Here is a 26,806-nt window from a genome sequence, read left to right as displayed (position 1 = left end):
CGTCACCAAGGCGGAGTCCGGTGAGCTCGAGGTCGTTCGTCCGAACGACGAGCGTCAGAACCGCTCGCTGCACGGCCTGACCCGCACCCTGATCAGCAACATGATCGTCGGTGTGACCGCAGGCTACGAGAAGAAGATGGAAATCTTCGGCGTCGGTTACCGCGTGCAGGCCAAGGGATCGAACCTCGAGTTCGCCCTGGGCTACAGCCACGCTGTCCCGATCGAGGCTCCTGAGGGCATCACCTTCGCGGTTGAGGCTCCCACCAAGTTCTCGGTGTCGGGCATCGACAAGCAGAAGGTCGGCCAGATCGCAGCGGTTATTCACGGCCTGCGCAAGCCCGACCCGTACAAGGGCAAGGGCATCCGCTACGCCGGCGAGGTCGTTCGCCGCAAGGTCGGAAAGACGGGTAAGTAAGCAATGGCACAAACAGCAAACCAGAAGGCTCGGCGTAAGCCGGTCGGTACGGATGCCTCGACCGCGCGTCGTCTCTCCAAGACGCGCCGCCACTTCCGTCTGCGCAAGAAGATCGAAGGCACCACCGTGCGTCCGCGCCTGGTGGTCAACCGTTCTGCGCGCCACATCCACGCTCAGCTGATCGACGACTCGGTGGGTAAGACCATCGCGTTCGCCTCGACCACCGAAGCCGATGTGCGTGCCGCCGAGGGTGACAAGTCCGCCAAGGGCGCCAAGGTCGGCGAGCTCATCGCTGCCCGCGCCAAGGCTGCCGGCATCGAAGCCGTCGTGTTCGACCGTGGTGGTCACGACTACCACGGCCGTATCGCGGCGCTCGCGGATGCCGCCCGTGAAGGTGGGCTGAAGTTCTGATGATCAACTCTGCGAACGGAAGGAACGTCTGATGCCGGGACGTCAACGGCGTGACGGCGGAAACAACGGTCCCGCCGGCAACAACAACAGTGGTCCCAACGCCGGCGGTAACGACCGTGACAACCGTGGCCGTGGCCGCGGTGGCCGCGATCAGGCGCCTGCCGAGAAGACCAACCAGCTCGAGCGCGTAGTCGCGATCAACCGCGTCTCCAAGGTCGTGAAGGGTGGTCGTCGCTTCAGCTTCACCGCCCTCGTGATCGTCGGTGACGGCAACGGTCTGGTCGGCGTCGGCTACGGCAAGGCCAAGGAAGTTCCCGCGGCCATCCAGAAGGGTGTCGAAGAGGCTCGTAAGAGCTTCTTCCGCGTTCCGATGATCGGCTCCACCATCGTCCACCCGGTTCAGGGTGAGGCGGCGGCGGGTGTGGTCATGCTGCGTCCGGCTTCGCCCGGTACCGGTGTGATCGCCGGTGGCGCGGCGCGTGCCGTGCTGGAGTGCGCTGGCATCCACGACATTCTGGCGAAGTCGCTCGGTAGCGATAACGCCATCAACGTTGTGCACGCCACCGTTGCCGCCCTCAAGATGCTGCAGCGCCCGGAGGAGGTGGCCGCTCGTCGTGGTCTGCCCCTCGAGGATGTGGCACCTGCGGGCATGCTGCGTGCGCGTGCGGGACAGGGAGTCTGACATGGCAGATCTCAAGGTGACCCAAACTAAGAGCTCCATTGGCGCCCTGCGGAACCAGCGCGAGTCGCTGCGGACCCTCGGCCTGCGTGGCATTCGCCAGGAAGTTGTCCGTGAGGACAACGCGCAGAACCGTGGTCTGATCAACGTCGTGCGCCACCTCGTTCAGGTTGAGGAGGTTTAAGCATGACCATCAAGTTGCACCACCTGCGTCCTGCCCCCGGTTCCAAGACCGAGAAGACCCGTCTGGGTCGCGGTGAAGGTTCCAAGGGCAAGACCGCGGGCCGCGGTACCAAGGGTACGAAGGCTCGCAAGAATGTTCCGGTCCGCTTCGAGGGTGGACAGATGCCGCTGCATATGCGTCTGCCCAAGCTCAAGGGCTTCAAGAACCCGTTCCGCACCGAGTACCAGGTCGTGAACGTGTCCGATATCGCCCGCGTGTTCCCCGAGGGCGGCACCATCGGCAAGGCCGAGCTCGTCTCCTCGGGCCTCGTTCGCAAGAACGAGCTCGTGAAGGTGCTCGGCGAGGGCGAAATCGGTGTGGCCGTTCAGGTCTCCGCCGACAAGTTCTCCGGTTCCGCCACGGCGAAGATCGCCGCGGCCGGTGGCACTGCCACCGTTCTGGACTGATCGTCTCGAGCGACCTGCAAGCAGTCGCTACGACGGTAACCTGAAAACCAGTGACACCGGACGAGTCGCGAGCTCGTCCGGTGTCACTGTTAGAGTTCACGTGTTGTCTGCCAACACTGTCATGGGGATTCGGCGTTTCCGTCGTTGTAGCCATGGCCTGACCTATGTCGTTCGCCAGGAGGATCTGTGCTTTCCGCCTTCGTGTCGGCTTTCCGGACCCCGGACTTACGGCGGAAGATTCTCTTCACGCTGGGGCTGATCGCCCTCTACCGGCTGGGCGCTTCGCTGCCGTCTCCCGGCGTCAGCTACAAGAACGTCCAAGACTGTGTTGCGCTGGTCAACGGCGGGGATTCCGCCGGCATCTATCAGCTCATCAATCTCTTCTCCGGCGGTGCGCTGCTGCAGCTTTCCGTGTTCGCGATCGGCATCATGCCGTACATCACCGCGAGCATCATTATCCAGCTGCTGACCGTTGTGATCCCGCGGTTCGAGGAACTGCGAAAAGAAGGCCAATCGGGTCAGAACAAGATGACCCAGTACACCCGCTATCTGGCGGTCGCGTTGGCGATCCTGCAGTCGACCGGTCTGGTCGCGCTCGCCTCCCGCGGACAGCTGCTGCGTGGGTGTGCGAAACCCATTCTCGACGACACCTCCGTCTTCGGCATGATCATCATCGTGCTGGTCATGACTGCCGGTGCGTCCCTGGTCATGTGGTTCGGCGAGCAGATCACCGAGCGCGGTGTCGGTAACGGCATGTCGCTCTTGATCTTCTCCGGTATCGCCGCTCGCATCCCGTCCGAGGGCAAGACGATCTACGACGGCCGCGGCTGGGGAGTCACCGCCATGGTGGCCGCCGCTGCGCTGGTGGTGATCGTCGGCGTCATCTTCGTGGAGCAGGGCCAGCGCCGAATTCCGGTGCAGTACGCCAAACGCGTGGTGGGCCGGAAGATGTACGGCGGTTCGTCGACCTATCTGCCGCTGAAGGTCAATCAGGCCGGTGTCATCCCGGTGATCTTCGCGTCCTCTCTGCTCTATCTGCCGAACCTGTTGGCGCAGTTGACCCAGAAGACTTCGGGCAATCCCGCCGAGTGGCAGCAGCTCATTCAGAAGTACCTGGTCAATCCGAGCAACCCGGTGTACGTCGCGATCTACTTCGCGCTCATCGTGTTCTTCACCTACTTCTATGTCGCGATCACCTTCAACCCGGAGGAACGCGCGGACGAAATGAAGAAGTTCGGTGGCTTCATCCCGGGCTATCGCCCCGGTAAGCCCACCGCGGACTACCTCAACTACGTCCTCAGCCGGATCACCCTGCCCGGTTCGATCTACCTCGGTGCTGTCGCCGTGCTGCCGAACCTGCTGCTGGGTCTCGGCACCAATACCGGTGTACAGAGCCTGCCGTTCGGCGGTACCGCGGTGTTGATCATTGTGAGCGTCGGCCTCGATACGGTGAAACAGATCGAGAGCCAGTTGATGAATCGAAATTACGAAGGGTTCCTCAAGTGAGAGTTGTTCTGCTCGGGCCGCCCGGTGCCGGCAAAGGCACCCAGGCCGTTCTACTGTCGGAAAAGCTGGGTGTACCGCACATCTCCACCGGGGATCTGTTCCGCGCGAACATCAGCCAGCAGACTCCGCTGGGCCGCGAAGCCCAGAAGTACATGGACGCAGGCGATCTGGTTCCCAGTGATGTGACCAACCGCATGGTCGAGGCCCGCATTGCCGAGCCGGATGCCACCAATGGCTTTGTGCTGGACGGCTACCCGCGCACCGTGGATCAGGCCGACGCCCTGGAGCGCATGCTCAAGGAGTCGAACCTGGCGATCGACGCCGTGATCTGCTTCGTGGTTCCGGAGGACGTCGTGGTCGAGCGCATGCTGGCCCGTGGCCGCGGCGACGACACCGAAGAGACCATCCGCAACCGCATGCGTGTGTATCGCGAGGAGACCGAACCGCTGCTCGATCACTATGACGGCCTGGTCGTCACGGTGGAGGGTGTCGGCGAGATCGAAGACGTGAACACGCGCGCACTCGCGGCGCTGGGTCGCTGAATGGTCTTCGGCCGTAAGAACAAGAAGGTGGTGCCGTTCCGCACCGCCGGTGAACTGGACGCCATGGCGGCGGCCGGCGCTATCGTCGGTCGTGCCCTGGTGGCAGTGCGTGCCGCCGCCAAGCCCGGGGTTTCCACCCTGGAATTGGACGAGGTCGCCGAGCAGCTCATCCGCGAATCCGGAGCCGTCCCCTCGTTCAAGGGCTATCACGGTTTTCCGGGGTCGATCTGCTCCTCGGTGAACGATCGCGTCGTGCACGGCATCCCGTCCAAGGACGATGTGCTGGCCGAGGGCGACCTGGTCTCCATCGACTGCGGCGCGATTCTCGAAGGCTGGCACGGCGATTCGGCGTGGACCTTCGGGGTGGGCAATATCATCGAGGCCGATCGCCTGCTCAGTGAGGCGACCAAGCTGTCGATGGAAGCGGGCATTGCGGTCATGCTTCCCGGCAATCGATTGACGGATGTGTCACACGCCATCGAGCTCGGCACCTATGCCGCGGCAGCCGATCACGGTCGCTCCTACGGCATTGTCGACGGCTACGGCGGTCACGCCATCGGCCGCGAAATGCATATGGACCCGTTCCTCCCCAACGAGGGCGCCCCCGGCAAGGGCCCGCAACTCGTAGTCGGATCGGTCCTGGCCATCGAGCCCATGCTCACCCTCGGCACCACGGAAACCAAGACCCTAGAGGACGATTGGACCGTCGTCACCACCGACGGCACCCGCGCCGCCCACTGGGAGCACACGGTAGCCGTCACCGAGGACGGCCCCCGCATCCTGACCCTCCGTCCGGAGTAATCACCCGCGCAAGGCTGCACTCGCACAAGATTTTCCGCACCCGCCCCGGCTCTGCCTGGGTGGGTGCGTTCGTCTGTGCCCCTGCCGCATAGTTATCCCCACGTTACGATCGATCGGCGTATCGCGTTGAGAGGGGATTGCCGTGCTGGGGGTCGGAACACCTGACTGGACCGTGGGTATCGACCCGGCGCCGGCCGGTGCACGGGTGGCTGTGGTCGAACTCGGCGCGACACTGGATGTGGCGCTGTTGATTTCGTCGGCCGGCGGCGGCTTCCAGGTGTTCTTCTCCCGCACCCTCGGCACGGCCGAGTGGAACGGCCCGGCCCTGCCCGATATCGCCGCCATCGTACGAGCGGTCATCGACGCGCTCCGTTCGGCAGGCATCACTTCCCCGAACGACCTGCACGCCCTCTATCTTTCAGGTCTCCCGGCCTATATTCCGGCCGTGCAGAACGAGTTCCGCCCACTCTGCGCCAACCAGCGAACGAAAGCGGCAGCACCCCAGCAGGTTTCAGCCCCCTCGTCTTCGGTTCCGACCGCACCGCGAACTGTCCGGACTCGCAACTGGGCCATCGCGGCTATGGCCGGTGCGGTGGTCCTGGTCCTGATCGCAATCGGTGCGGTAGTCATACGGCAGCAACAGGACTCGACCAATCCGTTTCAGTCGATCCAGGTGGGGTCGACATACGGCTACTCCCGTGCGGCCTGCGATTCGGTGACTGGGCTGGTCTATGTCACCAATGACCATGATCGGACGGTGTCGGTCGTCGATCCGGCAAAAGGCACTGCTACAGCGACGATCAAGCTCGCCGACGATCCGGAAGGAATCGCGGTCGATCCAGATCTGCACCGCTTGTATGTTGTTGGCAAAGGTGCCGAAAAAGGTATCGAGGGCACACTCATCGTCATCGATACGATGACCAACGCGGTGGTCGACACCGTCACAACCGGCCACTCATCGTGGGGTGTGACGGTGGATTCGGGCACCCACTCGGTCTATGTCACCAATTTGGTCGGCCTCGACTACAACCCGGGTGCGGATGGCTCGAGTGAACCGAACACCGAGAGCTCTGTAGTCGTGATCGATCCGGTCACTGCCTCGATCACGGCGTCAATTCCGGTGGGGTACAACGCAATGAACCTTGCGATCGATGCTGCCAGCCGGACGGCGTATGTCACGGGCGACTACCACGACTCCACGAACCACTCGATTACCGGGTTGGTGAAGGTCGACCTGGCGACAAATGCGGTGACCGGCCAGATCGGGCTACCAGCGGAGACGCACGGCGTATTCGACGTGGCAATCGATCAAGGCGCCCGCACGGCGTATGTGACCTCCACTGAGCAGACTTTCGTGATCGATCTGGCCGCAGGAGCGCTGACCGGCTCCATCTCGATCAGCGGTCCTGGCTTCCTGGGTGTCGACCCCGGAAAGCACGCTGTGTACGTGACCGGCTTCAGCGGTCAGTTACAAGCGATCAAAGTCATCGATACCGAGAAACACGCGGTCACCACGACGATTCGGGCCGGCAGTAAAATCTCGCTGCGCGGTCTAGTGGTCGATCCCAGGACCCACACCGTCTACGGCCTCGACTTCGACCAAGTGGTAGTGATTCCGAGATAGATTCGCGGGCACTCTCTTCCGGCTGGTCGTCCTCCAGTTCGCCTGCGCCTCACTGAAACAGTCTCGTTCCTTTTGCGGAGGGTCCGTGGGACGGATAGTTTGGGCGCGAATGTGATCGACCGAGGAGGGGCATGTCCGGCGGGGCCAGCGGCACGAACCGTGATCCGGAACGGTTGCGGTGCATTGCGGAGGCGGCCCAGGTTCATGGTCTCGGCAGACATCGCAAGGGATACCTGGCGGCGAAGGGTGATGCGCGGCTCGATCTGTACGAGAACGGCTGCACCGTGGCCACCGGCCGGGAGGTGCGGGTGGCGCGCTATGACTCGACCATGGTGTGGCAGAAGATCATTCGGGTGCATCGCAACGGTGTGCACACCCACACCTCGCACGAGTATCGGATCATCGATCTCGGCGGTGCGGAGGTGAAGATGACCGAGGCGATCACGAGCCCGGACGAGTGGGGTCCGCAGCTGGTGGAGGCCGTCGCCGCGCGGCAGGCCAGGGGCGCGAGCGATGCCGTGCGTGCCGGTCGCCGGGTGGAGTTCGGGCCGTGGTGGATTTCCGCATGTGAGCTCGGTGCCGGTAAGAAAACCCTTGCGCTACAAGACCTGCGCGCGTTCCGAGTGCAGCAGGGCCAGGCTGTCATCGAAGCCGGTGAGCAGACCCGCCTCACCCAGGGTATCGATGAGATTCCCAACTTCCTGGTGCTACGCCACCTGCTCCGGCAGGCTCGCCCCGACCTGCCGGAGTCGGCGGGCAAGGTTTTCGGCCGACGTCGCCTGGTGCGCCATGTGAACCAGGCGATTGCCGTGGTCGCGGTGGTCGCCTTCGGTCTGGCCTGCATGGTCGGCTGGCCGGTGGAAAAGGCGGAGCTGTGCGGAAAGCTATCCCGATTACAGGCGGCGAGATCCGAATTGACCGGTCAGCTCAAGGATTTGCGCAATGCGGCCGAGAATTACCGCGGTGCCGATCAGGACGGCGTGCGCGCCGACAGCGACAAGCTGGGCAAGTTCACCTCCTCCGGCTACCACTGGCTGAAAGCGCAGGATCTGGACCGCGCCACCACCTCGATTCGCGCTGTCTGCCAGGCGAATTCGTTCTCGAAGTAAGGCCGCACCGATGAACCGTGATCCTCAGAGCCTGCTCCTGGCCACCTGTACCCTGATCCTCGGCATCCTGGCCATGGTCTTCACCACCAGCTGGGTATGGCCGATCGTCATCCTGGTGCTCGGCGCCACGGGCCTGACCCTCGCCCTGATCACCCCGGCCCGCGACTGACCGCACGCCTGTACCTGGAGTTCGGCGGAACCAATCCATGCGAATCCGGCATGCCCAGCATGCCGGATTCTCGCTGGTCGCATGGCTCTGTCGCCCGTAGTTTCGCTGAGGTGAGCACTCTCGGAAACAAAGAACTGATCCGCGCCGTCTTCGAGCAGCTGGCACGAGGCAACGCCCGCGCACTGGGGGAGGCGCTGTCCGATGATTGCCGGTGGATCTTCCCGGGCAATTGGTCGTGGGCGGGGGTATGGGAGCCGAAAACAGCGGTCCTACAGGGTCTTCTGCGCCCACTGATGACCCAGTTCGCCGACGGCTACCGCATGGAGGCCGACCTCGTCCTCGCCGACGAGGACCGCGTGATCGTCCAGGCCCGCGGCTACGGCACCACCACCCGCGGTGAGTCCTACCACCAGACCTACTGCTTCCTCTTCCGTATCGCAGACGCCCGCATCACCGAGGTCATCGAGCACTGCGACACCGCATTGGTCGAACGAGTGCTGGAACCCATGCTCGGCCCGGGCGAATATGCCTGACGCCACTGTCGTGCGCGCGGTTCAGCCTTCGAGCAGTAGCGTCACGGGCCCGTCATTGATCAGCTCGACATGCATATGCGCACCGAAGCGTCCGGTCGCCACCGTGGCTCCCAGTTCGCGGAGAGTGGCCGCGAAGACCTCGACCAGCGGTTCGGCGACGGCGCCGGGCGCCGCGGCATTCCACGAGGGCCGCCGCCCCTTGGCGGTGTCGGCGTACAGCGTGAACTGACTGATCACCAGAATCGGCGCGCCCAGATCGGCCGCCGATCGTTCGCCGTCGAGTATACGCAGCCGGAATAGCTTGTCGGCCAGAGCTTTCGCGGTTGCTTCGCTATCGCCGTGCGTCACCCCGACCAGCGCGACCAGCCCGTGTGGCGCACCGTGCGCCGCCGGATCGATTCGCCCCACCACATCGCCCTCAACCGTCACCTGCGCCGAACTCACCCGCTGCACCAGTATTCGCACGACTGCCGATCATGACAGATGATGTTTCTCCGACGTTGAATTTCCTTGCGCGCCATCGGTAGTTTACGAAAGTACGGTGTGCTGGCAGGAACAGCTGAAACGGGCGGAGTGACAGTAGTTACCAATGGCACCTGATATTAAAGACCTCACGGCATGGGCGGGCTTGCGGACGTCGGCAGGGGCGTCTGCGGACCCACTGCTCTTCGATCCCAAGGCGGCGACGAAGGCGATCCAGGCGTGCGCCGATATGGTGGGCGCCCTACGTAAGTTCCGCAAGATGGCGACCGACGGCAAGCTCAACAGTCTCGATCCGATCGGCGACCTGACGTCCGGCTCGCTGCTTGCGTCGGCGTACAGCAATCACGGAACCGAGCTGCTGGATTCGATCGATGCCCACATCACGATCCTGACGGATATGGCGGAGACGTTCCGGGCGGCGTCCAAGTCGTACCTGGCGGCGGACAACGCCTCGAAGGAGGCGTTCCAGGCTGCGGACCTGGACAAGGTCCAGATGCCAACGGTCCCGGCGGCTCTGGACTACAAGGCGCCGCAGAAGTCGGCGCCGGGCGCCTACGAGGAGCAGAGCCTGCCCAAGGGGCTCCAGAACTATTCGGGCGCCAAGGAGTCCGTGCCCATTCACCTGGAGAACAAGGATTCGATGAGCTGGGAGCAGCTCTACGATCTGGGGCAGTCACTGGCTCCCGACACCTATTCCAATGCGGGTGAGCTGTGGAAGTCGATGTCCGGCTGGGTGGATGACAAGCTCGGCAATTTCGGGAACCAGATGCAGACGCTCAACCAGTTCTGGTCGGGTGGCGGCTTCGACAAGGCGCAGGCGGCGATCACCGCCTATGCGGCACAGGTCGAGCCGCTCCGGAACACCATGGAGCTGATGGGCGAGAGCATGCATTACACATCGGCGTGGATGTCTTCCACGAAGTTCTCCATGCCGACCCAGCGGAAGCAGCCGTGGAACTGCGACAAGAGCGGCGCGCTGCACGATGAGCAGCATTACTTCGATCGCGACTACCTGCAGCCATTGAAGGCGACGGCGGCGGCGGTACCGGTGGTGTCGAATCCGATTCCGGTAGCCAAGCCCGCGGTGATTCCGGCGAACGATCCGGGGAAGGATCCAGGAAAGGACCCGGGAAAGGACCCGGGGAAAGATCCTGGTACGGATCCGGGCAAGGGTCCCGGTACGGACCCGGGCAAAGGTCCGGGGACGAATCCCGGTGCCAATCCCGGGGCAGGCCCCGGGACGTCACCCGGCTCCGCACCGAGTTCGAATGTAGCCGCGCCGAAGCTCCCGGCCAGCCTCGCGTCCGACCCGAATGCCAGTCTGGCCGCGACTACCAACCCGAACGGCACTCAGCCGCAGGCCGCCGTTCCCGCCTACACGAATCCGGCGGCGACCACGCCGGCTACGACGGCCACCCCGGTGTCGGCTGGTACCTCGACATCGGACAGCGGCCAGGGCCTCTCGACGCTCACCAGTCTGCTGAGCAGCCTGGCCAGCGCGGGATCGACTGTGATGCAGCAGCTTCCGACGCTGCTCACGCAGCTCGACTCCGCACTGCAGACGGGCAATACCTCCGAGCTTTCGCAGTTGCTCGGGGTGTCTCAGGACAAGGTGACGGCGGCGCTCGCGCAGATTCAGCAGTCGCCCGACAAGCTGGCCGAACTGTCGCAACTGCTGGGGCTCACGGCCGCGCCGGATGCCGCGGTGCCCGCCGCGGGTCTGCCGACCGATGGCACGTCCTCCGGCGCGGCGTTGGTCACGCCCGACGCCGCACAGGTGACGGGCGCACCGTCGCTGACCAATCTGTTCCCGCGCGCGGGTCTCGACGGCAGCCTGGTGGAGCCGGTTTTCGGTGTGACAGCGGGGCTTTCGGACGGCGTGTTGTCCGATTCCGCGAGGTCGGGCGCGGATGCGGAGATCCCGCCGGTCGACTTCCTGAGTGCGCTCAGCCATATCGGTGAAGTGCCGGCGACCGTACCGGTGGTCGAGGCATGAGGTGGGAGTTCACCGACGTCGAATTCAAGGTGCTGTGCAATCGGTACCGGTCCGGCGCGATGCCCTCGCCCTTCCTGTATCTCAGTCGCACTCCGCTGCTGGACGATTATCTACGTGAGCTCGCGGAGATCGGGGACGCTCTCGACGAGCGGTTGGAGTCGGGTTTCGCCGCGGTATTCGAGACGGTCGCGCGACCGGAAGTCTTTGTCGGCATGCACGGCTGGCGCGACAGCGATATCGACAATCCGAAAACGCACCTGCGGGTGCACGGAGTGCGCAGTGGCAGACGGGCCTGCGTTCTCACGCAGCAGCCGGGCGAGACCGTGGATCACGGTGGGGCAGTGACGCTGATCGAATGTGAACCGGAGGAGCTGCCCGGCCTGCTGGTGGCGCAGTTGCCCGAGATCGATGCCGGTCGGTTGCCCGAGATCTCGATCGTGACCGAACCGCCCGAGCCCGATCCGTATGCGAATTCCCGGTCGGCGGCCTTCGACAGTTTCGACGACACCACCGAAAGCCGCAGTCTCACGTTCTTGTCCGCGCCGGCCGAGCTGACCGGTGCGCTGCAGATCCTGCAGGGTCGCTCCAAATACGGTCCGCGCGGTATCGCGGAATCGACTGTGGTGTGGCGTGATCTGCCGGGCGACGGTCGCTATCTGATCGATCTGGACAGCCCCGCGTGCTCGGCGGTGGGAGTCACCCCACGCCGGTTCGCCGATCACATCGAGCGGACCATCGAGCAGATTCTGCGGCATATGGAAGCTCGGGGCGAAGAAGAACAGTGACGCCAGGGCGGCGCGCGCCGCGCCGCTCACTGTTCGAATCAGCACTCGCCGTTCATATTCCAGCTACTGATTGGTTGCTCTGACCTGACAGGCTCGCTCTGCTCACAGTGCGTCGGAGTAGCGGAGGTGGCTTGTTGTGGCGGACCGGCTGAAGGCTTATTCGGACCTGCTGCGCACGGCGGCGGGGAAGACGGCTGCGGTGCAGGACGGCATCCAGCAGGTGGTGAACACCCTGGTGAGCTCCAGTGATTCGCGCGGGGAGCCCTGGGGCGACGACTCGCTCGGGAACCAGTTCGCGAACGGCGCCAACGGTTACACCAAGAGCAAGACGAACATCCTCGAGGGTGCGAACAATATGGCCGGCACCTTCGGCAATTTCTCTCAGGGCCAGTTGGACGCGGTGACCAAGCTGACCAACATGGACCAGGGCAACGCCTCCGGGTTCGAGTGAGTCCGCCGCGGTGACAAACGAATTCGCCAAGGCCGATCTGAACTCGATCCTCGAGGGATTCGCGGATCAGATGCGCACCATCACCCGCTTGCAGCAGGAGCGTGCCGCGCTGACCGCCTCCGCCACCGTGCGGGGCAAGCGGGTCACAGTGACGGTGAACGCGGACGGCACCGTGATCGAGACCCGTTTCCGTTCCGGTATCGAGGATCTCGACTATCCGGAGATCGCGAAGGCCGTCACCGAGGCGGCCCAGCAGGCCTCCGCCGAAGTGGCGCGCCTGAGCGCGGAACTCATGGCGCCGGTGTCGCAGAACCGTAAACGCCTGCCGAAGCTGACCGATCTGATTCCGGGTATGCCGGATCTGAGCAAAGAGCTGGTGGTGCCGCCGCCTCCGGTGGTCTCCACCGCGCCGCCGGGCGCGGCCGAACGCGGTGCGGCGCAGCAGAATTCCGGTGATTCAGGAGTGAGCCCGCGCGGCGGGGCGATCGACTCCGGATGGTGACCGGCCGCGCATGATGGAATTTCCTTCCGGGCTGGAGTGGCTGGGGTACCTGGTCGGCATGGAGTGGCCCCAGGGCAATGAGGACCAGATGTGGGCCCTGGCCCAGGACTGGCACACCGGCGGCGACGGGTTGCGCAATCTGCTCGATGCCATCGCCGAGGCCAAGTCCACCACGCTCGCCGCCTATCCGGACGGCAATGGCGTCGAGGCGATGTCGAACGCGTTCGACCTGCTGAGCGGCAAGTCCAGCGCCGACGGCAATACCTCGATCGTCGATCTGGCGGGATATTTCGATCAAGTCGGTGGTTCTGCCTACGACACCGGTACCCAGATCCAGTACACGAAGATCATGTTCTATTCGACGCTGGCCTGGCTGGCGGCGGAAATGATTGCGGTGTGGGCATTTCCGCCGACGGCTCCCGAGGAGGAGGCCATAGCCGTGGCGTCCGGGCGGGTGGCGGTACGCGTCATCGCCAGGGATGCCACGGAGGCGATCGAGCGCGCCCTGACCAAGCTGGTCGGTCCCGCGCTGGCGAAGTTCCTGCTCAGGCATGTCGCCCTCAATATGGCGATCGGCACGATTCAGGATCTCGGCGCCCAGGAGATCCAGGTGCTGCAGGGGCACCGCAGCGGGATCAATTGGGAGCAGACGGCGGTCACCGCGGTCGGTGCGGGGGCGGGCGGTGCGGTCGCGGGTCCGTTCGGCAAGTGGCTGGGCGGCAAGCTGGCCTCCAGGGGAATGACCGGCCTGCTGAGCCAGTTGGTGACGCACGCGGGTTCCGGATTGGTCGGCGCCGGTGCGGGATTTGTCGGTGGGACGGCCACACAGTTCGGCTTCGACGTCGCCCAGCACGGCTGGAGCGACGCCATGAAGAACCTGGAGAACACCCACCTCGATCCGCGCATGCTGACGGCGGGTTTCGGAGCGGGGGCCATCTCCTCGCTGAATCATGCGGGCGCACACAGCTTCGGCGGCCACGGCCCGACCGCGGCGCCCCACATCGGGGAGTTGCCGATGGGCGACGGCACACATCTCAGGGTGAGCGACCCCGGGGCCGTCAAAACCGATGGAACGCACTCCGGCGCTCCGGATGTGACGCATGCGGGTGATCTGACCGTCACCGCTATCGATGACACCACTCAACGCAGCGGGGCTCCCGATCCCGGGATTTCCAACGGAGACACGGCTCATCAGCCGGCGGATCCCCAGCCCGGTGCCAATACGGGCGACAGTCATCGGTCCGAACCCGTTGTGAATTCCGGTGGTTCGGCGCCCCCGAGCACATCGGGATCCGCCTCCGATTCGGCCTCTTCCGGCCCGACGCTGTCGCCCGCGAGCGCGTCCGCCCCGCCGGAGGCCGCTCCCCAGGCGCAGCAGACTCCGGATGCGCCCGCGGAGAACGCGAACAACGCTCCCGCCGCACAGCCCGCCCCCGAGATCGCGCCGGTCGCCGATCCGGGCGCGCGCCACGATGCCGCCAACCAGGAGCCGGCGAAGTCCGAACCCTCCGACGGGAGCGGTACGCACACCGCCGCCGCCCCGCACTCATCCGCGGATTCTCCGGTGACCGCCGCCGCGCCGGAGTCCCGTGCGGGACTCCCGATCCCGGCCGAGGCTCCGGTGGTCACACCGAGCGGCCCCGATCACGCTGCCGCTCCCGCGGAGCAGCGCGCCCCGGCCGCCGAATCCCGAGCACCCGCCGCCAATCCTGATTCCTCCCGGGCCCCGGCGCCCCGCGCCCCCGAGGCCTTGCGTCCGGATTCGACCAGGCCCCAGGGCGTTTCCGATCCGACTGCTCCGCGTACCGGCGGGCCCGACGCACGCCAGCCCGGCGCTGCCCGCCCCGATGAGTCCCGAGCCGGCAGTGGTCCCGCACGGCCCGGTGCCGATGAATCCAAGGCCGGAATCGACAGGACCACAGCGGAATCCGCGCGCGATCCCGCAATCGGCGTGCAGTCCGAACCCCGGGCCCCCGAATCACCCCGCCACGTACCCGACGCCGACGGCAGTGCCGCGCACCCCGGAATCCGCAGCGAGCCCGTGGAATCCACTCCGCCCGCCGAGCGGCAGCCCGAACCCCCGCGCGCCGGTGTCGCAGACCCTTCCGAGCCCGCGACGGATCGTTCCCTCCCACACGATCCACCGGCGGACGACACGTCCGAACCGCAGCGCGACCCGATGCAGTCGCGTGAGCCCGGCCTGGATGAACAGCAGCCACCGCGTGCGCCGCACGCCGAAGATGCGATAGCCGACGACAATCATCCGGCTGATGACCGCCCCAGCGAGCCTCGTCCGGAAGATTCGGCGAGCGGTGACCAGCACCCGGATCCGTTGGCGCCCCGCGAATCCGGCCCGGCCGACCCCCACGAGCTCACCGACTCCCGCCCCGAGGATCCCGCAGCGCCCGAGCGTGTCCCAGAGGATGTGCGTCCGTTGGAGGATGTGCGTCCGTTGGAGGATGTGCGTCCGTTGGAGGATGTGCGTCCGTTGGAGGATGTGCGTCCGCTGGAGGATGCGCGTCCGCTGGAGGATGCGCGTCCGCTGGAGGATGCGCGTCCGCTGGAGGATGCGCGTCCGCTGGAAGATGCGCGTCCGCTGGAAGATGCGCGCCCGGAGGAGCTTTCGACCGCCGCCGAGCCCCGAGTCGAGGACTCGCATCCGGAAGACCAGCGGCCCGAGGACGCTCATCCCGGTGGCGCGGGGCATACGCCGGAGCACACCGGCGCCCCCGATGGGGAGCAGTCGAGCGGCAAGTACGACGACGAGGGTCCGGTGTACTTCGACGCGAACGGCTGGAGTACGGATCCATCCGCCGGGGTGGTGCCGCTGGATCCCGTGGTGGAGCATCCGGCCACCCGGCCGTCCGACGCCGCGCCGGCACCGGCCGGGCATGCAGGCCCGCCGAGTGATGCGGTCGCACCGCATGATTGGTCGCCGCGACCGGACGATCACTGGTCGGGCATGGATTCGCACGAGGTGAAGGAGGAGCTCGAACGCCGCTGGGGTTTGGACGTGCGAGGCTTCGAACTCCCAGGTGTCGACCCGGAGGTGGTCCGCGAGTTCGCCCGGGCCATCGACGAGATGATGACCCGCTATCCGGACGGCAGGAAGCTCGGTATCGTCTCGATCGAGGCGATACCCGACCGGGATACGTTCGCCCACCACAGGCCTCGCCGTGAGTATGTCGGCGAGGAACGGTATCTCCGCTTCGGCGCGGGCAAGATCACGCTGAGCCTGCACTACGCGTCCAGGCCCGAGGAGTTCGCCCGCATGGTCGCCGAGGCGGAGAACGGCGGCCACCTGGTTCCGGGTTCGGGTGCGCGCCCGGTGCATTCGACGATCGTGCACGAATTCGCGCACGCACTCGACGCCGAGGGCCAGGAGGTGTGGCAGACCGCCGAGCGGGCCCTGCGCGAGCACTTCGAGAGCACCCGCCCCACCATGGACGAGCAGGAGTTCGGGGACAAGTACCGGGAATGGCTGAATCAACTCAGCGGCTACAGCTTCGACGCGAACGGTAGGTTCGATCAGGCCGAAGCGCTGGCCGAGGCCTTCACCGATGTCGAGTACAACGGCGAAGGCGCGTCCGAGCCCGCCAAGGTCCTCTACTGGCACCTCATCGACGAAGTCACCAGGTTCGGCCCCGATCCACAATCCCCCGAACACGCACCCGCCGAGACGATTTCCCGTCCGACGGGCCCGGAACCAGTCGTGGAGCCCCGCCCCGCCCCGGACATCGCCGCCTCCGATCGTCCGGAAGAGCACCCACACCCCAGCGAACCGCACCCCGACGACCCACCGCCCCCCGAGCGCACTTCGGATGCCGACCATCCAAATGATCAGCCGCCGAACAACTCTCGTCCGGACAATGCCCCGCCGCGTGATGAGGCCCTGCCACGTGATGAATCGCTGCCGCGTGATGAAGTCCTGCCGCGTGACGAGGCCCTACCGCGTGATGAATCGCTACCGCGTGACGAGGCCCTACCGCGTGATGAATCGCTACCGCGTGACGAGGCCCTACCGCGTGATGAATCGCTACCGCGTGACGAGGCCTTGCCGCGTGATGAATCGCTGCCGCGTGATGAAGTCCTGCCGCGTGACGAGGCCTCGCCGCGGGATGAAGCCCTGCCGCAGAATGAAGCTCTGCCGCGCGACGAAGCCCTGACGCGGGATGAAGCTCTGCCGCAGGATGATTCCCCGCCGCGAGACGACACCCCCGTTGCTGAGCGGAGGTTGCCGGACGCAGAGCCGAAGGCTGCCGACCTGCCGCCGCGGCCCGAGGCATCACATCCGGAGGGGCGTCCTGCGGGTGATACCCGTCCTGCCGGTGCGCGGGCGGCTGCCGAGGCGCGCCCGGAACCGCAACGGGCCGGCGACGCTCGTCCGGTGGCCGATCGTCCGGTCGAGCAGGCCCATCCCGCCGGAGCACGGACGGATGATGCCGTGCTCGGCGAGTCGCGCCGATCCGACGGCAAACCCCCCTCGCTCGAGCCGGTCTTCTCAGATGGATCCGGGCACGTGCCGGCTCACGACGGCGCGACCCCGTCCGGCGAGGAGCGGCGCGCGGGCGATGGTGGCCCGGAATCCCATCGCTCCCAGCCTGATTGGTCGTCCGGGCACGAGGACGAGTGGTCGGCGCGGGATGCAGCGGACATTGTCAAGACGTTGAAGGAGCGCTGGGGGATCCAGGCCTACGGCTTCGACCCCGCAATCCATCCCGAGGTGCTCCGCGAGTACGCCCGAGCCGTCGACGACATGATGAAGAAGTACCCCGCCACGCGCCTGATGGCGGTCCGCATCGGTGATCTGGCGGATGACGTCTTCGCTGAGGCCAACGCCATTCGCGACGCCTCGGGGAAGAGCCGAGCCAGAAATCTCATCCTGAACAAGAAGTTCGCCTTCGATCCGGAAGATCTGGCCACCCGGGTCGCCCGGAACGAGCGGGACGGCGAGTTGGTACCCGGCTCGGGCGACCGGCCGGTCTATTCGACGATCGTGCACGAGTTCGCGCACGCGATCGACTTCACCACCGAGGGCAAGGCCCGCGAGGAAGCGCTCTCCGTATTGCTCGACCACCACATGGCCGACAAGAGTTTGAAGGGCGGCTTCACCAACTGGATGCGAAGGGCGCTCAGCGGATACAGCTTCGACGAGCACGGCATGCTCGACCGCCCCGAAGCGCTGGCCGAGGCCTTCACCGACGTAGAACTCAACGGCGCCAACGCAAGCGACGCCTCCAAACTGCTGCACAAACTGCTCGTGGACACCCTGGCCGACCACGTCGCATCGACCCGCCCCCGGACCGACCCCTCCGCTCCCGGAGGCACCCTGCGCATTCGTGATGCAGCGGAGGGCCCGAGCGCGGCGGGCACCCATGATCCCGCCGATACCCACGAACCGCCCGGCGCCCGCGGCCCGGAGAACTCTCCCCGGCCCGAACCTCCCCGTGACGCCACCACCACGGATCCGACTGCCTCGCCGGACCATTCGAGCGAACACGACGAACCTTCCAGTCATGATCCGTCGGACGAGGCGCGCGCGGAGGACGATGGCGGGGACCCGGAGCTCGGCACAGCACCGGAGGAGCCGGCGGCCGAGTCGCTCATGCGGCGCGAGGCGGATCCGAATGATCCGGACAGTTGGATCGAGCGCTTGAATGCCACGCATGCCGATATCTCGGCTCGGTCCGATGCGAACGATGCTCGCTACCTCCACGAGTTGGCCGCCCGGGAGGTGCCGGGCACGCCGGAGGCCTACGAGGCTCGGCTCCGGGCCGAGCAGGCGGACTTGCTCGCCCGCATCTCGGCCGAGCGCGCGGACTACCTGTGGGAGATGGCCGGCGGTCGCCCGGAAGAGCCCGCCGTGAGCGGTGCACCCGAAGGCCGCCCCGCAAGTGCGGAACCGCCGCGGAGCGGCGAATCGAACCAGCCCCCGCCGGAGGGTGAGCTCCCGCCCGCCGCCGGCGGCGCCGGAGACGACGGAAAGAAGCCGCCCACGCCGCCGCGCGGCAGCGAGCCACAGCCCGACCCGGAGCGCGAGCCCGGCAGCGAAAAGTCGACGCCGTCAGGGCAGTCGACGCCCACGAGCGAGCACGAGCCCCCTGCATCCGGGCGCACACCGGACCCGGCCGCGAACGCCGGAGAAAAGCCGGCCCCGAGCGCGGCGGTGGTGCCCGCGTCGGAGACGCCGACGGTGGAGATCGCTCCGGCCGAGGCGGGCGCGCCGCACGAATCGGGGCCGCCTTCGGTGGATCCGGCCAAGGTGTCGCCCACATTGCGGGCGGTGGCGGACTTCCTGAAGGATGCGCCGCTGGAACACAACGCCCATCAGCGCACTCCGGAGGAACTGCGGTACCTGGCTCGCCTGGCGGACGCATTGGGGATGTCCGATGCACTGGGCGGACGTCCGGATGCGCTGGCCTCATTGCAGGAGCTGGCTGAGATAGCGAGGGCGCGTGGATTTTTCGGTGACCCGGATACGGGTCGTCCGCCGGCGTCGATGCGCGATCCCGAGGATTTCCGTCCGCTCTCGCTCGATGAGCGGTACGGGGGTGAGGAGTACTGGCGGAACGAGGTCGATCCGGACGAGTTGCGTGCGGCAGCGGACGAGTTCCGGAAGTTGGGTATCGCCGACCGCCTGAACAGCGCGGCCGCCGAAGAAGCTGCGGCGGCGCGACCTGCCCTGGAGCACAATGCTTCTCGGCCTCCGGATGAGCATGCCGGTCTGCCGTTGGACCCGTGGTCGGATCCCGCGCACGCCGCGGGTGATGCGCCCCGTGCATTGACGCTCGATGAGCTTCGCGAGGATATTGCTCGCCGCCTCGGTCTGTCCGACGAACAGATCGCACCCGATCGCCTGCCGGAGACCGCGGGCGAGCTGCAATACCGGAATATGTTGCGCGCCGGGGCGATCGAGGCTCTGGATGAGGCGTCGGCCCGTCACGATGCGGCGACCGATCCGGGTCAGCGTGCGCAGCTGGCGAAGATCCGTGATGAGTGGGCGCGCCTGTTGCGGGTCGATCCGGATCTGCTGGCTCCCGGGGTGCGGGAGCAGACGCTGGCTGATCTGCGTAATGACACCCTGCGTCGCGCAGCGGATGTCGCGGATCTCATGGCCGCGACCTTCCACACCCCCGACCCGTCCGGCCCTCAGCATCTGGTGCTGGAGGCCGACGGCGAGCGGGTCCATGTCACGGTGCGCACCGACGAGAACGGTGTCAAGCATCTCGAGCCCGCCACCCGCCCGTCCCTGCCCGGCGATCGGCTCCCGGCCGAGACCGGCCCGGAGCGCCCGCCGTTCCTGCGACGACTCTGGAAATTCATCCGAGGTGGCTTCCACGATCAGTACCCGAAATACGCCTCGGGCTCGGGTCTCGACGGTCAGGGCCAGAAGGCCATCATCCACGAGATCGGCGGGTGGCTGCACAACGACTTCCTGCATGAGCTCGATATCAACCCGTCCCGCCTGGCGAAGGAGTTCTCGACCTTCTGGAAGGCGCGCGAGGATCTTCCGCTGGTCAACCGGCTCACCGCGAAGGTGGCGAACGTGACGTCGGAGGTGATTCCGATGCGCACCAGGGACGGCGGCGAATACCAGCCCTGGTTCAGTGAGGTGGACCCGGCCACTCGCGCAAAGGCCGCCGCGGACCTGCTCGCCGCAGGGATCTCGAACGAGGATCCGCCGGCCGGTCCCGTGGCCGGACATCAGCCCGCACTCGGCCCCACCGAGGATCCGGCGGCGGTCAGGCAGCGTCCGCCCTTGCCCGAGTTGACAACTGGCGAGCACCCCGCCGAACTGCCTGGCGGACAGCATGATCCAGAATCCCAGCCGCGCCCGGATGATCCGGCCGTCACGCGCGAGGAGTTGCCCAAGGCGCTCGCCGATCAGCTCGACGCCCGCGACGACGCCCTGCGGGAGGTGCTGAAACAGGCCGCGCGACAAGGCATCGACCTGCGGACGGCCGATCTGGGCAAATTGCGCGACTTTGTCGACAAAGCGAACTACGTGATGATGCGCCGCGCGGGCGCGGTGGAGGCACTGGCCGATGCCGCGCGCAGCTACAACCTCCAGGACGGTCGCGTTCCCTACAGCAGGGAGATGAACTTCTTCGACAAGGATCCGCTGGGCCGCTACCTGCGTGAGCTGGTGCACAGCGATCCGACTCGAAAAGAATGGGCGATCAGCAAACTGGCCCGCAAAATCGGATTGATCGGCAAGGACGATCCGCTTGTCAGCGCGCTCGAGTGGGAGAGCAAGCCGAACGGTGGCGATCCGGCACGTCACTTCGACAGCTTGACGCCCGAGGAGATGTCGACGCGCAAGGAGGGCATACTTTTCGACCGCGCCCTGATGCGCGACCAGATCCGCGAGGAACGGTCGAACTGGGCGCAGATGCTCGGTGTCGGCTTGGACGAACTCACTCCGGAACGACTGCCGCACACCCTGGCCGAGCTGCGCATGGCGGTGCGCGAGCACGCCGATCAGACGGTCGATTTCCGGCACGCGGTCGACGACTATGTGAACGCCGACGACCAGATGCGTGCGACGGCCAATGGCATCGCCGATGACGTCGCTCGATCCTGGGTCGACGAGCACGGCGGCGTGACCCTGGACGACAGCGTAAGCATCCTCGCCGGTGATCCGCCTCGCCTGACGGTGATTCGTGGCGCCGCCGATCACGCGGAGGTGCTGGCCGATTTCCTCGCCGAGCATCCGGATATCGGCCACCAGCTCAACGACGGCCGCCTGGCACTGGATTTCCGCTCGGTCAAGCTCGGCGAGCATGGCAACCTGCACATTGTCGGGGAGCCGACCCCCGAGGTGCGCTTCCACGAGCTCGATCTGAACGGTGAGCGGGTCCCGGCCACCATGCTGCGTGACCATCCGGCCGCACCCTGGCGCATGCCCAAGCCTTCGGCACCCGACGCCGCGGTGGCTCCGGAACCGCACAGGCCGCCGCGCTCTGCCGACGAATTGCTCACGGAGCGTGATGCTCTGGCGAAGAAGCTGCTTGTCTACCACGACGATCTGACCCCGGACGAGCTGGCCGCGACCATCAAGGCCATGCAGCACGAGAACGCGCTGCGCGCCGCCCAGATCGAGGGCATGGCCGACTTTATCCAGAGCAGCGACAAGATCGAGGCGTTCCACGGCCTCAACGAGGCGCTGCAGGAACTGGCCCACCGGCTGGGGCTGGATCCCGCCGCGCTCACGCCCGAGCGGATGGCCGAGGCCATGGCCGATCCGGGTGTGCGCAGTGTGCGCCGCCTGCAGGCGGTGGAGGATCTGCTCACGTACGCCAAGGCGCTGGGCAAACCGAATCTCGATGCTGCCCTTGCCGCCCGGGCGAAGCTGGCCGAGCGGCTCGGTGTCGCACCCGAGGACCTGTACGGCGAGAAGTACAACAAGAAGACGGATCTGTTCGAAGCAGATCCCAAATCCGCCGATCCCAAGGCGACACTGCGAGCGATCAACGATCTGCTGCATCGGTCGCTGGATCGGCCGGAACTGCTTGCCGCGCTGACCGAATACGCGCGCAGCCTGGGCAATCTGGACCCGTTCCACAACGATTTCCAATTCGATCCGAGTACGGATCCTCGAATTGCCGAGGGCGAACTGCCCATTCACGATCCGGCCGGGCTCGGCCAGCTGCGCGGCTTCGCTTCCGATCTGATGGGCGAGGCGCCGCGGGTGGACGAACCGCCCCAGGACGGGCCGGTGTGGGCGCGGCTGCAGGGGCTGGAGCTCGGTGACGATCCGGTGCGGAAGGCCAAGGCTTACGAGGCGTATCTCGACGGCAAGATCGAGAAGTTCGAACGCCCGGAGGATGCGGAGACCGAGCAGACGATCAAGCAGTTGCGCGCCGAAGTCCGTGCGCGCGCAGCCGATATCGAGGCGCTGAAGCAGCTGTCCGAGCAGTACAACCAAGCCGTCGCGCCACTCGAGGCGGAGTTGCCGCCCGCCCGTCCGAGCCTTGCCGCCACCCAACTCGACAGCGCGCGAACCGGTTTGGAGCAAGCACGCAACAGCCGTGACGCGGCGTTGCGCCGTGTCACGCAACCCGATGCCCACGAACCGCACCTGGAGGCCGCTCCGGGCCGTCCGATCCGCCCGGAGGATCTGACGCCGCAGCGGCTGGAGTCCACGCTCGAACACCTCGAGCAGCTGCCCGTACCGGAGGCCCTGCGCTCCAGCCATGAGGCCAGGGTGGCCGAATTACGGTCTGCCGCACAGGACTACCACGCCGCACAGGAGCGCCTCCGGGGCGCCGAGCGCGAGCTCGATCGGTCGCTCGCGGCCGGCGCGCGTCCGGGCGAGGCTCCGATAGACACGCTGCGCCGTGAGCACGACCAGGCGGTACGCGACCGCAAACAGGCGATGAGCGGTGTCTGGGTCAATGAATCCGACCTGACGCCCGAACATTTCCGCGACGCCCTCGACGAGGCCGCCCAGCATGCCCGAACGCCCGACGAGCAAGCCGCGGCCACCCCGCGAATCAATCGCCTGTACGACGCGACGGTGCGGGTGCATCAGATCGAGGAATTGATCGCCCGTCATGAGGCCGAGGCCCAGTCGCGGGCCCGGGCCGAGGAGTCGCCGCTCGACACCGCGCGCCGCGAATCAGACTCCGCCCAGCGGGAACTCGATGCCGCGAAGGCCGCCCGCGATGCGGTCCTGAACGGACCGAAGCCGTCCGGCGCCGACGAGTTCGAAGCGCACACCGAAGCGCTCCGGGACGCCGTACATCGCGTCGACGAGGCGCAAGCCGCCGCCGATCGGTGGTCGGCGGAGGCGGATCGGTCCCAGGCCGCCGCCGATCGGGCAGCCGTCTCACCGCACGAGGCCGCCGCCCGCGCCCGCGATGCGGGCCATGCCGCCCTGAAACAGGCGATCACCGACTTCCGCGCCGCCACCGGCCTCAACCGCGTCGCCGAATCCGACCTAGCCCCCGAACATCTCGACGCCACCCTCGACGCCCTGCGCGGCGAGACCACCCTCGCCAACGGCCCCGGCAGCCGCACCGCCTTCGAGGACCTGCGCGCCGCCGCAGAACACTTCCACCACGCCGACGACCTAGCCACCTGGATCGACGAAAACATCCCCCGCCCCACCGATCCCCCCTCACCACACCCCGGCGGCCCTGGTCCGGACGGCGGCGGTCCTGGTCCGGACGGCGGCGGTCCTGGTCCGGACGGCGGCGGTCCTGGTCCGGACGGCGGCGGTCCTGGTCCGGACGGCGGCGGTCCTCGCCCTGCCGGGGACGGTCCTCGCCCTGCCGGGGACGGTCCTCGCCCCGCCGGGGACGGTCCTGGCTCGGATGGGGACGGTGCCGGCTCGGACGGGAATGGTCCCCGTCCCGCCGGGGACGACCCGACGGGCGGCGCGCCGGAGACGCGTGTAGGCGCTGGGGAACCGGGCGCCGAGGCAGGCGATCCGAATGGTGAATCCCCGCGTCCCCCTGCCGATCCGGCAGCGAATGCTGCTGCCGAGGGTGCGGGCCTCGGCATGCCCGAGCATGCTGGCGTGGATCCCGCTGCGGCTCAACATGATCCGAACGAGTCGGCGGGCGGTCCGCAGGAGGGCGCGGCCGATCCTGCCGGGGCAGGGGCCGAAGCCCAAGCCGGGGGCGGGCTGGATCCGGAATCCGGTGGTTGGCGTGCGGCGGGGCCTGCCCGCACGCACGAGCCGACCACCCCGGATATCGCGGCGCGGTTGACGGAGCAGGGGCAGGTGGCGGAGCAGAGCGCCCAGGGTGCGCTGGCCGCGGCCGGTGATCTGGCCCGCACCCTGGACCCGGCCCTCGATCCGCGCGGCATGAGCGCGCACGACCTCGAGCGCGCGGTCAACGCCAGGCTCGCGGCCGAGGCGACCCGCATAGACGAGATCATGAATCGCGCCCATGTGCCCAAGGAACAGATGGTGCGGTACTTCGAGGAGCGCGACGAGGCCCAGCAGCGCATGGTGGAGTTGACCAGACTCCGTGCGCGCCTTGCCGAATACTTCGGGGACTACCACCAGGCGCACCGGAATTCCGGCGACGCGATGACCCGCGCGCAACTGCTGGCCGCCGAGGATGTCCTCACCCGCGCCGGCGCCGCCAACCTCGGACCGGGCGTCGGACTCCTCGCCGCCGAGCGCAAGGTCCTGGTCGTCAGCCCGCTTTCCGACCCCAGCGCCGTGCTGGATGAGAACCTGCGCACCAACCTTGCCGCCCAAGGCGTTTCGGTCCGATACCAGCAGGTCCACCTCGCCCCGGATGGCACCGTCACCGTGGTCGACCTGCTACCCCCCGACGCCCCTTCATCCGGCTCCGCCTCCGAACCGCCTCCGCCCCCCGGCCCCGACGGTTCCGGTCTGCCGCACCCGAATCCCGTGCCGCCCCAAGGCTCATCGCCTGCCCACAGCTCCGCGGCGGAGCCGTTACCCGCCGATCCCGGCGCGCCTGACGCCGCGGAGTCTCACCCTCCGGTCGCACCGGCCCCTCCGACTTCCCCGGAAGCCGATCCGAATCCTTCACCTGCTGAACCCGATGCGTCTGACACCGCCGATCCGGTTCCGGTTCCACCTCGCAATCCTGTTCCCGCTCATGGCGAGTCCCCGTCGAGTGGTGGTGAGTCGTCGGAGAGCGGCGGCGATGAGGATGGAGGTGCTGATTCGGGTGGGCGTGGTCGCGGCCGTGCCGACGATTCCGGTTTGGTTGGAGCCGGGCGGGCTGAGGATGCCGGGGGAGGTGACGATCCGCGGTGGCTGCAGGATTTTGCCCGGGAGCGTTCACATATGCCGATCGTGCCGCACAACCTGCGAACGAACTTCCCGATTTACACTCCGCAGCCGGCACAGCAGCCGTACCCGTGGACGCCGCCTGCGGATTTGGTGCCCGGCCCGCAGCCGCCGCCGACACCGCCCCCGACACCCCCGCAGCCGCCGAGCGCTCCGCAAACCCCGGCGCCCCCGCACATCCCGACGCCTGCGCCGCCGAGCATTCCGGCACCGTCGGTCCCTCCCTTGCCGAAACCACCTGTGCCTCCGTCGGTGCCTCCGTCGGTGCCTCCGCCGGTTCCGCCGCTGGTTCCGCCGCTGGTGCCTCCGCTGGTGCCTCCGACGGTTCCGCCGCTGGTGCCTCCGTCGGTTCCTCCACCGCCTGTACCGCCGTCCCCGCCGAGCGATCCGTGCCCGCCGGGCTCGCCGAACCCGCCACCGGGTTGGCCGCCTGGTGAGCCATTCCCACCGCCGGGCACCTGGCCGCCGGGTCAACCGGCTCCGCCGGGAGGCACATGGCCACCCGGACAACCGATTCCGCCGGGAGGCACATGGCCGCCCGGTGGCTCCCAGCCCCCGGCGGGGGGATTCCCCGGCGGTGGTGCGCCGTGGCATGGCAATGGCGGCCATCCGCCGGCCTCAGCCTGGCCGAATGATGGTGTGCCACCACCGCCGAACGGTTCGCCGGACGGCTCCGCGACTGGTCCGCACGGTGGTGCGCCGCATGGACCGGGCAGCCCCTATGGCTCCGCGCCGGACGGGTCGGGCGCGCCGGGCGGATTCGCGTCGGATGGTCCAGCCTCCGGACCCGATGGCCTGGGTAATCAGCCGACGGCCCCGCCGCCGATGGGTGGTGCGCCGATGGGCGGCGCGCCCGGCCATGGCGACGGCGCCAAGCAGCGGCAGCGCTTCCCACGCGCTTCCGGTCCGGTCAACAGCAGCGGGGAGCTTTACCTGCGTTCGCATTCCGGTTTCGGCGAGTTCGCGATCTTCGATCCGACGACGGGCACCATGCGATCGGCCCCGGCGGGCGGAGGCTCGATGTCCGGCGTGTACGGCGATATGGACGGCGTGCCCGTGGTCCTGTACCGCGACGCCCAGCACGGATTGGTGCTGCGTGTCGCGGACCAGGTGTTCCCGGTGGATCGGCTGGGCGCGGACGCGATCTGGGAGCGCACCAGGGATTTCCATCGATTCGCGGTGCGGGTGGATGGCCGCCCGCAGTGTGAGGTGCGGTACCGCCCGGTGTCGTCCGATGCGGATCTGGGCATGCTCATCCGGGACGTGCTCGCCGATCCGGCCCGCAGGTCGGGAATCTTCGGGTGAACGCGGTGAGTTCGCCAATTTTTACGACTTCGGCCACCCCCTGGCCATCCGGCATATGTGATGCTGACAGTTGGTGGGAACGAG

General features: G+C 67.1%; 18 protein-coding genes. 17 read left to right on the top strand and 1 reads right to left on the bottom strand.

The window, feature by feature from the left end; all coding sequences use genetic code 11:
* The 12 genes from rplF to JWN03_RS18540 all read left to right on the top strand — a co-directional run.
* Positions 1 to 415, top strand: a 415-nt coding sequence (gene rplF, locus JWN03_RS18595) for a 50S ribosomal protein L6 (protein ID WP_297616255.1), incomplete at its 5' end; no start/stop codon positions are given.
* A 3-nt stretch (positions 416 to 418) separates the two neighbouring features.
* Positions 419 to 826, top strand: a complete 408-nt coding sequence (rplR, locus tag JWN03_RS18590) for a 50S ribosomal protein L18 (protein WP_297616252.1) — start codon at positions 419 to 421, stop codon at positions 824 to 826.
* A 31-nt stretch (positions 827 to 857) separates the two neighbouring features.
* Entirely contained in the window at positions 858 to 1,508 is a 651-nt protein-coding gene (gene rpsE / locus JWN03_RS18585) for a 30S ribosomal protein S5 (protein ID WP_297616249.1), read from the top strand.
* A 1-nt stretch (position 1,509) separates the two neighbouring features.
* Positions 1,510 to 1,689: a 50S ribosomal protein L30 gene (rpmD, locus tag JWN03_RS18580; protein WP_297616246.1), complete on the top strand. Its 180-nt coding sequence runs from the start codon at positions 1,510 to 1,512 to the stop codon at positions 1,687 to 1,689.
* Positions 1,690 to 1,691: 2 nt separating this feature from the next.
* Positions 1,692 to 2,135 (top strand): 50S ribosomal protein L15, encoded by a 444-nt coding sequence (gene rplO, locus JWN03_RS18575; protein WP_297616243.1) that lies wholly within the window; start codon positions 1,692 to 1,694, stop codon positions 2,133 to 2,135.
* Between the two features lie 186 nt (positions 2,136 to 2,321).
* A complete protein-coding gene (gene secY, locus JWN03_RS18570; protein WP_297616240.1) occupies positions 2,322 to 3,641 on the top strand; it encodes a preprotein translocase subunit SecY in 1,320 nt (439 codons plus the stop codon).
* On the top strand, positions 3,638 to 4,183 hold the full coding sequence (locus JWN03_RS18565) for an adenylate kinase (protein WP_297616236.1): 546 nt from the start codon (positions 3,638 to 3,640) through the stop codon (positions 4,181 to 4,183). The genes secY and JWN03_RS18565 overlap by 4 nt, the downstream gene beginning before the upstream one ends.
* Positions 4,184 to 4,984: a type I methionyl aminopeptidase gene (map, locus tag JWN03_RS18560; RefSeq protein WP_297616234.1), complete on the top strand. Its 801-nt coding sequence runs from the start codon at positions 4,184 to 4,186 to the stop codon at positions 4,982 to 4,984.
* Positions 4,985 to 5,564: 580 nt separating this feature from the next.
* On the top strand, positions 5,565 to 6,608 hold the full coding sequence (locus JWN03_RS18555; RefSeq protein ID WP_297616230.1) for a YncE family protein: 1,044 nt from the start codon (positions 5,565 to 5,567) through the stop codon (positions 6,606 to 6,608).
* Between the two features lie 131 nt (positions 6,609 to 6,739).
* Positions 6,740 to 7,717 (top strand): DUF6585 family protein, encoded by a 978-nt coding sequence (locus JWN03_RS18550; protein WP_297616227.1) that lies wholly within the window; start codon positions 6,740 to 6,742, stop codon positions 7,715 to 7,717.
* 10 nt (positions 7,718 to 7,727) lie between these two features.
* A complete protein-coding gene (locus JWN03_RS18545; RefSeq protein ID WP_297616224.1) occupies positions 7,728 to 7,886 on the top strand; it encodes a hypothetical protein in 159 nt (52 codons plus the stop codon).
* A 110-nt stretch (positions 7,887 to 7,996) separates the two neighbouring features.
* On the top strand, positions 7,997 to 8,419 hold the full coding sequence (locus JWN03_RS18540; RefSeq protein WP_297616221.1) for a nuclear transport factor 2 family protein: 423 nt from the start codon (positions 7,997 to 7,999) through the stop codon (positions 8,417 to 8,419).
* Positions 8,420 to 8,440: 21 nt separating this feature from the next.
* Here the strand turns inward: JWN03_RS18540 and dtd are convergent, their stop codons facing one another.
* Positions 8,441 to 8,884 (bottom strand): D-aminoacyl-tRNA deacylase, encoded by a 444-nt coding sequence (gene dtd / locus JWN03_RS18535; protein ID WP_297616218.1) that lies wholly within the window; start codon positions 8,882 to 8,884, stop codon positions 8,441 to 8,443.
* Between the two features lie 124 nt (positions 8,885 to 9,008).
* On the opposite strand from dtd, the gene JWN03_RS18530 reads away from it, so the two are divergent.
* The 5 genes from JWN03_RS18530 (at position 9,009) to JWN03_RS18510 (ending at position 26,722) form a co-directional block, all read left to right on the top strand.
* A complete protein-coding gene (locus JWN03_RS18530; protein WP_297616215.1) occupies positions 9,009 to 10,898 on the top strand; it encodes a hypothetical protein in 1,890 nt (629 codons plus the stop codon).
* Positions 10,895 to 11,683, top strand: coding sequence for an ESX secretion-associated protein EspG (locus tag JWN03_RS18525; RefSeq protein ID WP_297616212.1), 789 nt, complete (start codon positions 10,895 to 10,897; stop codon positions 11,681 to 11,683). Before JWN03_RS18530 ends, JWN03_RS18525 begins: the two co-directional genes overlap by 4 nt.
* A 136-nt stretch (positions 11,684 to 11,819) precedes the next feature.
* Positions 11,820 to 12,134: a hypothetical protein gene (locus JWN03_RS18520; protein WP_297616209.1), complete on the top strand. Its 315-nt coding sequence runs from the start codon at positions 11,820 to 11,822 to the stop codon at positions 12,132 to 12,134.
* A gap of 10 nt (positions 12,135 to 12,144) precedes the next feature.
* A complete protein-coding gene (locus JWN03_RS18515; RefSeq protein ID WP_297616206.1) occupies positions 12,145 to 12,636 on the top strand; it encodes a YbaB/EbfC family nucleoid-associated protein in 492 nt (163 codons plus the stop codon).
* A 10-nt stretch (positions 12,637 to 12,646) separates the two neighbouring features.
* Positions 12,647 to 26,722 (top strand): WXG100-like domain-containing protein, encoded by a 14,076-nt coding sequence (locus tag JWN03_RS18510; RefSeq protein WP_297616203.1) that lies wholly within the window; start codon positions 12,647 to 12,649, stop codon positions 26,720 to 26,722.
* The last annotated feature ends 84 nt before the right edge of the window (positions 26,723 to 26,806 follow it).

The sequence above is a fragment of the Nocardia sp. genome (genome assembly GCF_025465275.1).
Classification (GTDB): Bacteria; Actinomycetota; Actinomycetes; order Mycobacteriales; family Mycobacteriaceae; genus Nocardia.
The sequence above is the reverse complement of the archived record's forward strand: the minus strand, read 5'-3'. Positions and strand labels throughout refer to the sequence as shown.

Coding starts and splice junctions, on each gene's coding strand:
- JWN03_RS18525 (WP_297616212.1), top strand. CDS start 10,895: ATGAGGTGGGAGTTCACCGACGTCGAATTCAAGGTGCTGTGCAATCGG.
- rplR (WP_297616252.1), top strand. CDS start 419: ATGGCACAAACAGCAAACCAGAAGGCTCGGCGTAAGCCGGTCGGTACG.
- rpmD (WP_297616246.1), top strand. CDS start 1,510: ATGGCAGATCTCAAGGTGACCCAAACTAAGAGCTCCATTGGCGCCCTG.
- map (WP_297616234.1), top strand. CDS start 4,184: ATGGTCTTCGGCCGTAAGAACAAGAAGGTGGTGCCGTTCCGCACCGCC.
- JWN03_RS18550 (WP_297616227.1), top strand. CDS start 6,740: ATGTCCGGCGGGGCCAGCGGCACGAACCGTGATCCGGAACGGTTGCGG.
- JWN03_RS18510 (WP_297616203.1), top strand. CDS start 12,647: ATGATGGAATTTCCTTCCGGGCTGGAGTGGCTGGGGTACCTGGTCGGC.
- rplO (WP_297616243.1), top strand. CDS start 1,692: ATGACCATCAAGTTGCACCACCTGCGTCCTGCCCCCGGTTCCAAGACC.
- JWN03_RS18555 (WP_297616230.1), top strand. CDS start 5,565: ATGGCCGGTGCGGTGGTCCTGGTCCTGATCGCAATCGGTGCGGTAGTC.
- rpsE (WP_297616249.1), top strand. CDS start 858: ATGCCGGGACGTCAACGGCGTGACGGCGGAAACAACGGTCCCGCCGGC.
- JWN03_RS18545 (WP_297616224.1), top strand. CDS start 7,728: ATGAACCGTGATCCTCAGAGCCTGCTCCTGGCCACCTGTACCCTGATC.
- JWN03_RS18530 (WP_297616215.1), top strand. CDS start 9,009: ATGGCACCTGATATTAAAGACCTCACGGCATGGGCGGGCTTGCGGACG.